This is a genomic window from Komagataeibacter intermedius TF2, from assembly GCF_000964425.1.
Taxonomy (GTDB): Bacteria; Pseudomonadota; Alphaproteobacteria; order Acetobacterales; family Acetobacteraceae; genus Komagataeibacter; species Komagataeibacter intermedius.
Genome location: NZ_BANF01000313.1, coordinates 1 through 13849, shown reverse-complemented (window position 1 = coordinate 13849; position 13849 = coordinate 1). Strand labels below are relative to the sequence as shown.

Annotated in this window: 10 protein-coding genes; 6 read left to right on the top strand and 4 right to left on the bottom strand. The window is 65.6% G+C overall.

The window, feature by feature from the left end:
- Window positions 1-915 (top strand): B12-binding domain-containing radical SAM protein (locus B7449_RS17300; protein WP_048883916.1); only part of this gene is annotated, 915 nt, incomplete at its 5' end.
- Between the two features lie 270 nt (window positions 916-1185).
- Here B7449_RS17300 and B7449_RS17295 read toward each other — a convergent pair.
- Entirely contained in the window at window positions 1186-2145 is a 960-nt protein-coding gene (locus B7449_RS17295) for an alpha/beta hydrolase (protein ID WP_039734983.1), read from the bottom strand.
- A 498-nt stretch (window positions 2146-2643) separates the two neighbouring features.
- Here B7449_RS17295 and B7449_RS17290 point away from each other — a divergent pair, with 498 nt between their 5' ends.
- Window positions 2644-3540 carry a fructose bisphosphate aldolase gene (locus B7449_RS17290; protein ID WP_039734981.1) on the top strand — a complete coding sequence of 299 codons (897 nt, stop codon included), beginning with the start codon at window positions 2644-2646 and terminating at the stop codon, window positions 3538-3540.
- Between the two features lie 138 nt (window positions 3541-3678).
- Here the strand turns inward: B7449_RS17290 and B7449_RS17285 are convergent, their stop codons facing one another.
- Window positions 3679-5124, bottom strand: a complete 1446-nt coding sequence (locus B7449_RS17285; RefSeq protein WP_039735019.1) for a helix-turn-helix domain-containing protein — start codon at window positions 5122-5124, stop codon at window positions 3679-3681.
- 266 nt (window positions 5125-5390) lie between these two features.
- Between B7449_RS17285 and B7449_RS17280 the strand changes: the two genes are divergently transcribed.
- From B7449_RS17280 to B7449_RS17265, 4 genes are all read left to right on the top strand, one after another.
- Complete coding sequence (locus tag B7449_RS17280; RefSeq protein ID WP_039734979.1) at window positions 5391-6266, top strand: AMP-binding protein; 876 nt, start codon at window positions 5391-5393, stop codon at window positions 6264-6266.
- 268 nt (window positions 6267-6534) lie between these two features.
- Window positions 6535-9711, top strand: a complete 3177-nt coding sequence (locus B7449_RS17275; protein WP_039734977.1) for an efflux RND transporter permease subunit — start codon at window positions 6535-6537, stop codon at window positions 9709-9711.
- Entirely contained in the window at window positions 9704-10879 is a 1176-nt protein-coding gene (locus B7449_RS17270; RefSeq protein ID WP_039734976.1) for an efflux RND transporter periplasmic adaptor subunit, read from the top strand. The genes B7449_RS17275 and B7449_RS17270 overlap by 8 nt, the downstream gene beginning before the upstream one ends.
- Window positions 10836-12329, top strand: coding sequence for an efflux transporter outer membrane subunit (locus B7449_RS17265; protein WP_235721255.1), 1494 nt, complete (start codon window positions 10836-10838; stop codon window positions 12327-12329). Before B7449_RS17270 ends, B7449_RS17265 begins: the two co-directional genes overlap by 44 nt.
- Window positions 12330-12486: 157 nt before the next feature.
- Here B7449_RS17265 and B7449_RS17260 read toward each other — a convergent pair whose 3' ends face one another.
- Window positions 12487-12924, bottom strand: a complete 438-nt coding sequence (locus B7449_RS17260; RefSeq protein WP_039734974.1) for a hypothetical protein — start codon at window positions 12922-12924, stop codon at window positions 12487-12489.
- Between the two features lie 510 nt (window positions 12925-13434).
- On the bottom strand, window positions 13435-13849 hold a 415-nt coding region (locus B7449_RS20080), incomplete at its 5' end, for a hypothetical protein (RefSeq protein ID WP_148431397.1).

Sequence of the window (13849 nt, the reverse complement as noted above, 5' to 3'; positions counted from 1 at the left end):
CTGATTGGCAACAAGAAGGCGCTCAAGAAATTCCTGCCCGACCTCAAGCGCTGGCAGGACGCACGGAACTTTCCTTTCGAATTCTCGACCGAGGCATCGATCAACCTTGCCGATGATGCCGACCTGCTGCGCAGCCTGTCCGAAAGCAATTTCTTCGCCATATTCGTCGGGATCGAAAGCCCGGACACGGACTCGCTCGTGCTGATGCAGAAAAAGCAGAACACGCGCCGCAGCCTGCGCCAGAGCATCGAGACGATCCACAAGGCCGGAATTTTCGTCAATGCAGGTTTCATCGTCGGCTTCGACAGTGAAAAGGGCAGCGTGGCCGAAGGCATGATCGACTGTATTGAAGATACCTCGATCCCGGTCTGCATGGTCGGCCTGCTGTATGCCCTGCCCACGACCCAGCTGACGCGCCGCCTTCTGGCCGAAGGACGCCTGTTTTCAGGCAGTGAGGACACGCAGTCGGGCGACCAGTGCACGGCAGGGCTGAATTTCGAAACAAAGCGCCCGCGTCGTGACGTGCTGAACGATTACCGCACGGTGCTGAAGGCGATTTATGACCCCGTGGCCTATTTCGGCCGCGTGCGGCGGCTTGGGCGGATGCTGCGGCGTGGACGGACGCACCGGATGGTGAAGGGGGACCTGCGCAGTTTTGTCCGGCTGCTGCTGCGTATTCACCGCGCGGGGCCGGGAACGGCAGGGCAGTTCTGGCACATGCTGGTGGACTGCGCGCTGCATAACCCCAGGGCATTGCCCTATGTGGTCATGACAAGCGCGCTTTACCTGCATCTTGGCCCGTTCGCCCGACAGGTCGTTGGTGAAATCGATCAGGAAATCAGCAATGTCGACACGGGCCGCTGGCAGGCCCCGCCATCCATGCCGCCGGTTGGCGCGGCACTGGTCCCGGCCTGATCCGCACCATCCGCCCCGCTACAGCGCGCCTGCACGCGCCGTAGCGGGGGAGCGTGCAGGCCGGTTGCATGATCCTGCCGGATAATGGGGCAGGGGAGATACACGCATGTCTGGCCATGACATTATCGCACGTTAATGTGATTACACGGGTCATTTTGCGGGTTCGCCCCGGCATCCTGCGCTGGATCAGCTGCGCGGATGCCGTCGTTTTCGAATAAAGGCGACACCCGGAGGCGTCTGGTTTCTTTCAGCCGGTGACGTCACCCGCGGTCAGTCCCGCGCAATGGCGCGCTTCAGGGCGGCGAAATAGGATTGCGTGAACGTCCGGCTTAACGGCGCGTCGGGAATGAACACGTCAAAGACGTGATAGGCGCCGGGAATGACGCATACTTCGGTTGGCACGCCTGCGGCCATCAGGCGGCGGGCATAGTCCAGATCCTCGTCCAGAAACAGGTCCAGCGATCCCACGCCGATATAGGCGGGCGGCAGTCCGCTCAGGTCCGCCGCGCGGAAGGCGGCGGCATATGCGGGCACACCCGCGCAGCCCGGCGTCTGGCCCAGATAGGCATTCCATGCGTAATGATTGGCGGCCCGTGTCCAGATATATTCCCCCATGACCGGGGGCGGCATGACCGTGGTCCCGGTCCGGTCATCCAGCATGGGATAGATCAGTAGCTGGAACAGCACCGCGACCTCCGCCCGGTCGCGCGCCATCAGCGCCAGACATGCCGTCAGGCCACCGCCCGCGCTGTCGCCGCCAATCACGATGCGCTGCCGGTCAATGCCCTGCTCCGCCGCATGGTCATGCACCCATTTCAGCACGGCGTAGCAGTCCTCGATGGCGGCGGGATAGGGGGCTTCGGGCGCCAGGCGGTAATCAACGGAAAATATGACCATGCCCAGTTCGCTGACCATCTGCCGACACCGTGCGTCATCGACCTCCGGCGTGCCGCTGACAATGCCGCCGCTGTGAATATAGACCAGCGCGGGCGCATCGGGGTGGCTGGCCACGGGCCGGTAGGTCACGACCGGCACCGGTGGCGCGCCGGATGGTCCGGGCACGTGGCCGGTCGTGACCGCGACATCGGGGTACTGCCGGACCCTGACATCACGGATGGCGGCAATGAACGCCTTGCGGGTTGCATCCAGGGTCGCATCCGAAATGCCGTCAAAGGACGGAAGGACCTTCAGGGCCGCGCGGAACTCCGGGGCGACGGGGTTGGGGGACATGATGATTTCTCCACGTTATCCACGCCTACGATAGAGCGCGCAGGGGGAAAGGCCTCATCACGTCCAACTGATTGAACATAAAGTGTTATTTGGAAAACCCCCGGTCTGTGCCCCGCGGCTGGACGCAGACGGGCGCACGGCCCCTGTGCGCGCAATGCAGGCATGTTGCCGTGGCCGCCATGCATCCGCGCCGTACTGGCGGTAGCCGGCAGCCCCGGAAAACGGGCACGCCCGGCGGATGCGGGGGACTGGCCTGCCGGTCCGGCCGGGGGCACGTGCATTGACCTGGCGCATTGACCGCCCGGGCGCATGTGCGGAATATGGCCCGCGTGATATCGCCTTGCGCGACGGTTCGGACATGGGTGCGGGGTCATGCCTATCTTTTGTATTTACGTCCCTTCACCTATATTTTAATTTGTTAATCAATGAACTCGCGGAAGGTTACATATAATAATCATTCATCCACGAGTGATATAATCAAGCATAGGATAGATCGTCATGCCTGTTGGCCAGATGCGTAAGAACATGTCGGAAAACGCGGGCTTCATAGCAGCGCTGGACCAGAGCGGCGGCTCCACGCCGGGCGCGCTGCGGCATTACGGCATACCCGACAGCGCCTACAGCACTGATGCCCAGATGTTTGCCCTGATGCATGAAATGCGGGTCCGGGTCATCACTGCCCCGGCGTTTACGGGGAAGAAGATCCTCGCCGCAATCCTGTTCGAGCAGACCATGAACGGGATGGTGAAGGACACGCCCGTGCCGACCTACCTGTGGCGTGAAAAGGGTGTTGTCCCCTTCCTGAAGGTGGACAAGGGGCTGGAGCCCGAGGCCGGCGGCGTGCAGATGATGAAGCCCATCCCCACGCTGGAAGCCATGCTGGATCAGGCGGTCAGCAAGGGCATTTACGGCACGAAGGCGCGCTCCGTCATCCGCCTGCCTGAGCGTGAGGGCATTGCCGCGATCGTGAAGCAGCAGTTCGCCCTGGCCGAACAGGTCGCGGCCCGTGGCCTTGTGCCCATCCTGGAACCCGAAGTCCTGATCAAAAGCCCGGACAAGGCCGGTGCGGAAGCCCTGCTGCATGATGAACTGCACCGTGGGCTGGATGCGCTGCCCGGTGACCGTCAGGTGATGATCAAGGTCTCGATCCCTGAAAAGGCCGACCTGTATCTTGACCTGATCAAACACCCCCGCGTGCAGCGCGTGGTGGCGCTGTCGGGTGGGTATCCGCGCGATGAGGCGTGCGAACGCCTGGCGAAGAACCATGGCATGATCGCCAGCTTCTCGCGCGCGCTGCTCGAAGACCTGCGCTACACCATGACGGACGCGGAATTTGACGCAGCCCTTGCGAAATCCATCGACCAGATCTACGCGGCATCGACCCACAAGGACTGATCTCCCGTTGCCTGCGGCACGGGTATGAAAAACGGCTTCCGGTAAACGGGGGCCGTTTTTTCTGTCTGGATGCAATGCGCTCCGGGACCGGATGTGTCCGGTCGGGCGGTGTCATTTGACGCTTTTTGAAAAATGCCTTTACGGTACTGCGCGGTAGGGGGCGATGCCGCGCCCCTCGTTATCGACATCGACACGGTGCCCGATCATGGGCAGCGCCCGGTGGTGGCAGTTTTCGCGCGTGCAGGCGCGACAGCCCGGACCGATGGGAATGATCATGCGCGGGTCATTCAGGTCCAGCCCGGCGGAATAGACAAGCTGCCCGGCATCGGCAATGGAACAGCCCAGCACCACGGCGGTCAGGCGCGGGCGGTCCAGGTAGGATATGCTGTTGCGCCCTACGGTGCGGGCGATATTCAGGTACACCGCGCCATCGGTCGTCTGTGATAGCTGGACCTGCACCTGCAGCGGCGTGCTGAATGCGCGGAAGATATTCCACAGCGGGCAGGGGCCGCCAAACCGGGACTGGGCAAAGCGGTTCGCGCTGAAGCTTTTCAGGATATTGCCCGCAATGTCGGTCTTGAGGAAGTAGAAGGGTATGCCCTCGCTGCCCGGTCGCTGCAGGGTGCTCAGGCGGTGGCAGGCCTGTTCGAAACTGACGCCGAAATGGCGCTGCAGGCGTTCAAGGTCATGGCGCACTTCATGCGCGGTGGCGCGGAACCGGTCATAGGGCAGCAGCAGCGCACCTGCGAAATAATTGGTCAGGTAGACGCGCGCCAGTCCCCGGGCCTCAGCCTCACGCAGGGGGGAACGGCGGATGGTGCGGGCGAACACGGCCTGGTGCTCGATCTGGCCCAGCGCCTGCGCCATCCAGAATGTGCTGCTTTCCGATGGCACCATGCGCGACAGGAACAGGGTGCGCCGCCGCCGGTCCATGTGCCACATCAGGCCCCTGCGGCTCAGCCCCAGATCCACTTCGGTGCGGATGCCGTGGTGGTCCAGCAGGTAGCGGGCCAGTTGTTCGGCGGGACTGGCGTCATCCAGATGCATGCGTTCGGACTGCCGTTCCGCCGTGCGGTCCACTTCGTCAAAATAGTTGCGCCGGTCCTGCACCCAGTCATTGACGGCTTCATACGGTTCCACCCGGTCGCCCGTCGCCTGCGGGCCCGTCCGGGTGGGCGGCGTGCTGCCCACCAGCGGGGCGGCCGCATGTTCATGCCGCAGCAGGTAGGCGCGATACAGCCGGATGAACTGCGCGCACAGGTCGGGGGCCGCGCGCATGGCGGCATGGATGCTGTCGCGCCGGACGGACTGCGTATCGAATACAGGGTCGGCCAGTATTTCGCGCAGGGCCTGTATGCCGCGCGTTTCTTCAGTATCGCTGAAATAATCCGCCCCGACCGAAAATATATCGCATAGCGGGCCAAGCAGCGATGCGGGCAGGGGACGGACATCATGCTCGATCTGGTTCAGGTAACTGGCGGATATGCCAAGGCGGGTGGCCAGCGCGCTCTGGGTCATATCGGCACGGTTACGCTGGTGGCGGATGCGCGAACCGGTAAAGGTCTTGGTGGCGGCTTTTTTCATCTTCGCAATCTTTGCAATCGGGGGCGCTGCGTTCGCTTCTTTAAACGGCAAAACGTCTTCCGCCCGCAATCGGGATTTGTCACAGTCAGGGACACGAAAAAAAGACGGGAACGGCACGGGTGCCACGGCATGGCCGGGCAGGGGACCGGGGCTTTTCCGGACGCGGGCCTGCGCCTGCGGTCCTGCCCGCCATGCGCTGCCTTTCCTTAAACTGACCGCCGCCCGGCGCACGGGCCGGTGCGTCGCAACGAACAGGGACCACGACCATGACCAGCAGCCATTTTCAGGACGATTACGCCACACTGTCCGCCCCACCCGTGCGGGCCTGCATCCCGCGCGTGACGGGGGGCATGGCGCAACGGCCCGTCCCGATGCCGTTCGGGCAGGGGCGGCGCATGCTCAACCTGTCCGCCCTGTGCGTGGATCGCCATCTGGGCGACCATGCGGACCGGGCCGCCATTACGGGGCCGGAAATCGTGTCCTACCGCAGCCTGCATGAACGTGTCTGCCGCCTTGCAAACGCGCTGAAGGACCAGGGGGTGGCGCGCGGCGACACGGTAGCGCTCGCCCTGCCGCCGGGCGTGGACGGGATCGTGGCGGTGCTGGCATGCATGCGCATTGGCGCGGTGCATGTGCTGCTGGCCGGTGGACTGGGCGCGCCCGCCATGGCGGCGGGACTGTCGGAGTGCTGCGCCGTCGCGGTGATCGCGGGTGGGGATGCAGGCCATGACGCCATGCAGGCCGGGCTGAAATCCACGCTGGACCGGGCGCTGGCCATGGCCGGGTCGCGCAGCCGGGTCAGGCTGGTGCTGGTGGCCGCCCCCATGGATGCGACCCTGCCGATGCAGGCCGGGCGCGACCACCGGTATGACGCGGTCGTGGACTGGTACGAACCCGACTGCCCGCCAGAGACCACGTACGCGGATGACCCGCTGTTCATGCCGTATCGCGCGGGTGGGCCGCATGGCGGCGTCCATACGGTGGCGGAATACGGGCGGCTGGTATCCTACACAATGGACATGCTGTCGCCACGCGGCGACGGGGCGCTGCCGCATGGCATGATCGACATGGCATGGCGCACGGGGCAGAGCGCCCTTGTGGTCGGGGTGCTGACACAGGGCGGCACTGTTCCCCTGTCCTGAAACACGAACGGGTTTCTGGTGACGCTTTTTTTCCAGGCCGCTTCGGGAAACGTCGCCTTCTGGAAAAAGGCGACACCTGGAAACTGTTGCTGTCCCCGCCCGCTATCCGCCTGTCGCGCCAGAAGACAATGCTGCCGCCCGGCCCATGCGTCATGATGCAAAATTATCCGAGCCACCCCATAAACCGGCCAGCGGACCGGGCGTTACCTGTAGCCGGGGCCCACGAAAACCATAGGGCAGCATAGCCGACAGGAAACAGGCAGGTGGCATGAACGCAATTGTCCAGCTGGCGCTTGCCCGTCCCTATACCTTTGTCGTGATGGCCATCCTGATCGCCATGGCTGGCGTGCTGTGCGCCATCCGCACGCCCGAGGACATCTTCCCCGAAATCGGCATTCCCGTCATCGCGGTGGCGTGGACATACAGCAACCTGTCGCCACAGGACATGTCCGGGCGCATTGAACTGCCGTTCCAGCGCGTGCTGACCACGACGGTCAACAACATCGAACATATCGAGGGGCTGTCCCTGACCGGCATCGGCGTGACCAAGGTGTTTTTCCAGCCCGGAACCGACATCCGCATCGCCAACACGCAGGTCACCGCCATTGCCCAGACCATACTGCGCCAGCTGCCCATTGGCACCACGCCGCCGCTGATCCTGAATTACAACGCCTCTACCGTGCCCATCGTCCAGCTGGCGCTGTCGGGCGAGGGCATGACCGAACAGCAGCTGTATGACTATGGCTTCAACTTCGTCCGCAACCGCCTGATTACGGTGCCGGGGGCGGCCATCCCCTTTCCCTATGGCGGGAAGGTGCGCCAGATCCAGATGGACCTTGACCCGGCAAAGCTGCAGTCACGCGGGGTATCGGCGCAGGACGTGGGCACCGCGCTGTCCACCCAGACGCAGATCACACCCGCGGGCTTCGTCAAGATCGGGGAATACCAGTACAATTTCCGCCTGAACAACGCGCCCCTGTCCGTTGACCTGCTGAACATGCTGCCGGTGCGCACGGTCAATGGCGCGGTGGTGCGGGTGCGTGACGTCGCCCATGTGCGCGACGGGTCCACGCCGCAGCAGAACGTGGTGCATGTGAACGGACAGCGTTCGGCGCTGCTGACGGTGCTGAAATCGGGGGCGACCTCCACCATCGCCATCGTGCAGGGGGTCAGGGCGATGATCCCCGACGCGACACGCGGCCTGCCGAAGCAGCTGAAAATCCGGCCCGTCAATGACCAGTCGCTGTTTGTCCGCGCGGCGGTCAACGGGGTGATGCGCGAAGGGGCGATCGCCGCGGGGCTGACCAGCCTCATGATCCTGCTGTTCCTGGGGTCATGGCGGTCCACGCTGATTGTCGCGACCTCCATCCCGTTATCGGTCATGGGGGCGATCGCGGCGCTGGCCGCGCTGGGGCAGACGCTGAATGTCATGACGCTGGGCGGTCTTGCGCTGGCGGTCGGCATACTGGTGGATGAGGCGACGGTCACGATCGAGAATATCGAACGCCATCTGGAAATGGGTCAGGACGTGCATGCCGCCATCATCGACGGATCGGCGGAGATCATCGTCCCCGCCTTCCTGTCGCTGGTGTGCATCTGCATCGTGTTCGTGCCGATGTTCTTCCTGCCCGGCGTTGCGGGCTTCCTGTTCGTGCCCATGGCGCTGTCGGTCATGTTCGCCATGGTCATGTCCTTCATCCTGTCGCGCACGCTGGTGCCGACCATGGCCATGTTCCTGCTGCGCGCGCATGAAGACGCGAACCAGCAGCGCGAGACGGTCCTTACCCGTTTCCAGCATGGTTTCGAGCGGCGTTTCGACGCCCTGCGCACCCGTTACGCCGCGCTTCTGGGCAGCGTGATGGCGTATCGCGGGCGGTTCGTGACCGGATTCGTGTGTTTTTCGGTGCTCAGCATGGGCCTGTTGCCCTTCCTTGGCCGCAACTTCTTTCCGCAGGTTGACGCGGGCACCATGACGCTGCATGTGCGCGGCCCGATCGGCATGCGGATCGAGGAGACGGCGGCCCTGTTCCAGCGCATTGAAAAGCTGGTCCGCCAGCGCATCCCCGCGGGCGAACTGGACTCCATCACCGACAATATCGGCCTGCCCACCAGCGCCATCAACACCGCCTATAACGCATCGGGCACGATCGGGCCGCAGGATGGCGACATCCTTGTGGCGCTGAAGGAAAGCCACGGCCCTACCGAACGCTACATCCGCCTGCTGCGCCGCGAACTGCCCCGCGCCTTCCCCGAGGCCAGCTTCGCCTTCCTGCCATCCGACATCACCACCCAGATCCTGAATTTCGGCGCGCCCGCCCCGATCGACATACAGGTATCGGGCATCAACCCCGATGAGACACGGCAGTTCGCGCAGAAGGTCCTGCATGCCATCCGCCGCATTGACGGGCTGGTTGACGCCCGCATCCAGCAGCCCGGCCAGTACCCCGAACTGCGGTTCGAGGCGGACCGCACGCGCATCGGTCAGCTTGGCCTGACCGAAGGCGACGTGACCACCGCCATCGCCACCTCGATCGCGGGCACGGTGCAGACCGCGCCGCTGTACTGGCTGGACCCGCACAGCATGGTCACATACCCCATTGCCGTGCAGATGCCCGAATACCGGATCAGTTCGCTGGCGGATATCATCGGCCTGCCGGTAACGGGGGTTTCGACGCCGCAACTGCAGGTTCTGGGCGCGCTGGGCACGATCACGCGCGGCGCGACCTCCCCGGTCGAGGCGCAGTACAACATCCGCCCCCTGATCGACGTGTTCGCCGGGGGCGATGGCCGCGACCTTGGCGCCATCGCGTCCGACGTGCTGGCGGCGCTCCGCCATCTGGACCACGAACGGCCCGGGACGGTCACCGTCACGCTGCGCGGGCAGTACCAGGCCATGACCACGGCGTTTTCGGGCATGGGGTTCGGGCTGCTGGGGGCGATCGTGCTGATCTACCTGCTGATCGTCATCAATTTCCAGAGCTGGATCGACCCGTGCATTGTCATCCTTGCGCTGCCGGGGGCGCTGGCGGGCATATGCTGGATGCTGTTCGCCACGCATACGCCCCTGTCCGTGCCCGCGCTGACGGGGGCGATCATGTGCATGGGGGTGGCGACGGCCAATTCCATCCTTGTCATAAGTTTCTGCCGCGACCAGATGGGCGAACATGGCGATGCGTCGCGCGCGGCGCAGGCGGCGGGCAGCACCCGCCTGCGGCCCGTCATCATGACCGCGCTGGCCATGATGATCGGCATGCTGCCCATGGCGCTGGGGCTGGGTGAAGGGGGGGAACAGAACGCGCCGCTGGGACGGGCGGTGATTGGCGGGCTGATGTTCGCGACCTGCGCCTCGCTGTTTTTCGTGCCGGCGCTGTTCGCCATCATCCACGGATCGCGCGCGGACGGGACGGTGGATGGTGCAACGGACGGGGTGCGGGCCAATGGCTGATACCCATGCCGCCGCCGTTCATGGCGGGCCAAGGCCGCACCTGCGCTGGATCATCGTGGGCGGGGCGTGCGTGTTCGGGATCATCGTGGTGGCGGGCACGCTGACGCGCCTGCATGACCGCCACCGGCTGCATGGTGAAAATGTCGCGGCCCTGGTGCCCAGCGTGACGGTGGTGCACCCCGGCGGGCATGCGGTGGACACGCTGGTGCTGCCCGCCATCCTGCAGGCATGGTACAGCGCGCCCGTCTATGCCCGCACCAATGGCTACCTGCGGCAGTGGTATGTCGATATCGGGCAGAAGGTCACGGCGGGGCAGCTTCTGGCGGAAATCGACACGCCTGATGTGGACCTGCAGCTGGCGGGCGCGCGGGCGGCGCTGGGCACGCGCACGGCGCAGCGCGACCTTGCGCGCATCACGTCGCGGCGGTGGGACAGGCTGAATGCGCTCAATGCCGTATCGCAGCAGGAAACGGACGAACGCCGGGGCAACCTTGCCGCAAGCGAGGCCACGCGCCATGAATCCGCCGCGGATGTCGAACGTCTGGAAACCCTGTCCGGGTTCAAGCGCATCATCGCCCCCTTCGCCGGGGTGGTGACCAGCCGCGCCACCGATATCGGGGCGCTGATCGTGGCGGGAACGGCGGCCAGCCAGCCGCTGTTTACCGTATCGGACGTGACCCGGCTGCGGCTGTACGTGCGCGTGCCGCAGGCCTATGCCGCGCGGATGCATGACGGCTTCGCCGCGCGCTTCACGGTGCCTGATTACGGCACCCGCCCGTTTGACGCCCGCCTGATCCATTCCGCCGATGCGGTGGATTCCCAGTCGGGCACCATGCTGGTCCAGCTTGTGTATGACAACGCGGCCAACCTGCTCAAACCCGGGGCCTATGCGCAGGTGACGTTCAGGTTCGACGGTCCGGGGCCACAGGCCCCGCCGGGGGTGCGCATTCCCGCCAGCAGCCTGCTGTTCCGCCGCGAGGGAACGGGCGTCGCGCTGGTGGACGGAAGCGACCATGCCCGCATCCGGCCCATATCCATCGTGACCGATTTCGGGACCGAGCTGGAGGTCACTGGCCTGTCGGCGCAGGACCGGATCATAACCAACCCCCCCGATGACATTGGCGATGGCGACCCCGTCCACCCGCACGAGGCCGGGCATGGCGCCTGAACGGGGGCGGGTGGTGCTGTGCATGCTGGTCGTGCTGTGTGGCTGCAACCTTGCGCCGCGCTACCACCGCCCGGCACTGCCGGACATGCCCGCCGCGTTCCGCGAGGCCGGCCCGTGGACCCCGGCGCGCCCTGCCGATGCGATACCGCGCGGCGCGTGGTGGACGGCCATGGGCGATGATGGCCTGAACCGGCTGGAAGACCGGATCGAACACGGCAGCCCGCAACTGGCCAGCGCCGTTGCGCGGTATGACCAGGCGCGCGCCCTCGTGCGTCGGGCGCGGGCCGATTTCTTCCCACAGATTGACGCAACCGCCAGCGCCCAGCGCGAACGCGCGCTGTTTGCCGCCACGGGCCGGTATTACGAATACCCCGATGAGGCCACCGGCGGCACCGTATCGTGGGAACCCGACATATGGGGCCGCATCCGCAACCTGGTCCGCGCGGCGCGCGCGGGCGCGCAGGCCAGCGCGGCCGACCTTGCTTCCGTCCGCCTCAGCCTGGAGGGGGAACTGGGCGATGACTATTTCCAGCTACGTGGCCTTGATGCCCGCATTGCCCTGCTGCGCCGGACAATCGCGGCGTACGCGGCGGCGCTGGAACTGACGACAACGCGCTTTACCGGCGGGGCGGCGAATGAGCTGGATGTCGGCCGCGCCCGCACGCAGCTTGCCACCACGCAGTCCGCGCTGGACCAGCAGGTGGCGGACCGGGCGGTGGTCGAACATGCCATTGCCGTGCTGATTGGCGAACAGCCCTCGACCTTTTCCCTGCCACCCGTTGATGACCTGCCGCCCGTGCCGGTCCTGCCGGTCACCGCGCCGTCGCGCCTGCTGGAACGCCGGCCCGATGTCGCGGCGGCGGAACGGCACATGGCGGCGGCCAATGCCCGGATCGGGGTGGCGCGGGCGGCCTTTTTCCCCAATATCACGCTGGGGGCCAATGGCGGGTCGGAAACCACGACCGGCATGCTGGCATCAGCCGGGACCGGAGTGTGGGCGCTGGGTCCGGCGCTGGCTACGCTTGCCATATTCGACGGGGGGCGGCGGTTCGCCAACCTTGCCCTGACGCACGCGCAGTACGCGCAGGCGGCGGCGGATTACCGGCAGACAGCCCTGAACGCCCTGCGGGAGGTGGAGGACCAGCTTGCGCTGCTCAACCACCTGGCCGATGCCGCGTCCCGGCAGGGCGAAGGGGTGGTGGCCGCCACGCGCACCGACAGCCTGGCCGCGATACAGTACCGCGAGGGGGCGGTGGACTACCTGCAGGTCGTCATTGCCCAGACTGCCGAACTGCAGGCGCGCGAGGATCTGATAACACTCGATACGCGCCGCCTTGTCAGCGGCGTCGACCTCATGCGCGCCATGGGCGGCGGCTGGAAGGCGGATGCGGCGTCCCCCCGCGGGTCCGGCGCCCAGCCACCCGGCGGGCCAGCAAAAAGTTTCTGGTGAGGTTTTTTTTCGTGAAGCGTCGAGGATCGCCGCCTGTCCGCAAAACGGGGCGCTCCATAAAAAAAGCCCGCCACATCATGGGGAAGGGAAATCCCATCGCGGGCGGGCAGGATGGCGGCGGGCATATGCGCCGCCGCCGGTTTTTTTTGAGTGCTTGTTATTCGCCAGCCGCCCTCTGGGCGGTGGCATCCGTATGGGCCGTGTGCTGCTGCCACCCCGCGCGGGCATTGATGGCGCGGTGGCGGATGGCCGAGGGCAGCAGGTCGCGCAGGATATTCATCGCAGCGCGGTCGGACAGGCCGGTCTGGCTGGAAAACCGTTGCAGTTCCGCCGGGCGGAACAGGGCATGGATGGTGCTTTCATCCGCGACCGAGGTATTGTCGCGTTCCTGCCAGGTGCGGATCAGCGGCAGCATGCCCATTTCCTCCGCCCGGTGTTCCAGCATGCTGGGCTGTCCCGGCGCGGGCAGGGGGCCAAGGATGTCATTCAGCACCGACAGCGCGCCGGAACGGTCCCCCCGTGCGCCGGTCAGGAAATCACCGATGGCGGTCGTCATGTCGGAAATGTTTCCGGTCAGGTTGCGTGAGATTTTCATGTGAGCCTCCGAACGTCGGCGGGGCGGTCCGGGCCTGTGCCACGGCATGCCCCCGGAGTTTGCGGGACGGCGTCATTTACCCTGCACGGTGTCCCGGCATGCAGGTGATAGATCGGCAATGCGGCGATGCATGCAGGCTTCAACCAGTCTTGTATCCGGTATGTCCAGCGGACACAGCCGCAGGGCGTCGACCTTGCAGGCCGCGACCTGTTGCGGTGTTGCAGACGTGGCGGAATATGCTTTCGCCGGCAGGCCTATTCCCAACCCCAATGTGATCGGGAGGGCGCAGAAAACGGATTGCCGCATTATCTGTCCTCCTGTGTGTTCATGCGGTTGGTATGGGGCAAACGTGGGCTGTGGGGACGGGTTTGCCGCGATCCGGGCCAGCATGGACACATTGGCGTGACCGGGTGGCGGCGTAAGCGGATGGCATGATGCGGTGATGCGGCATGCCGCATGGTGGCGCGGAACAGGCCCCATGCCCCGGCTCCCCCCGTGGCCCCGTTTCCCTTACAGGTGCCGCGTGCCCGACGTGGCCTGCGTGGACGTGGGGGCCCCCGGCGGGCGTGCCGCAGCACCGGTGGCGGGCGTGCCCGCAGCGGGGCCGGTGCTGGCGGCCTGTTTTTCACTGGCGCAGGAAATGCAGAAATCTTCCCCGAATTTACCCCTGGCGCAGGCGCCCAGTGGCAGCACCAGCGCCACCATGACGGGCAGCAGGCGGCGGATGGCCCCCGGTCGGGGCTGTCGGGTCATGGGCACGGCTGGCACTCTGTCCTCCCTAGGATGTGTGTGGATGAAAAACGAAGCGGCCACGTCAGGGTTGCCTCCTACCACACGGGCGGCGGCGGCATCATGGGCGGCGGTGGCGGCGGGGGCGGCCCGTAGAACCGGCCCATGCGCATGGGCGGCGGCACATAATATGGCG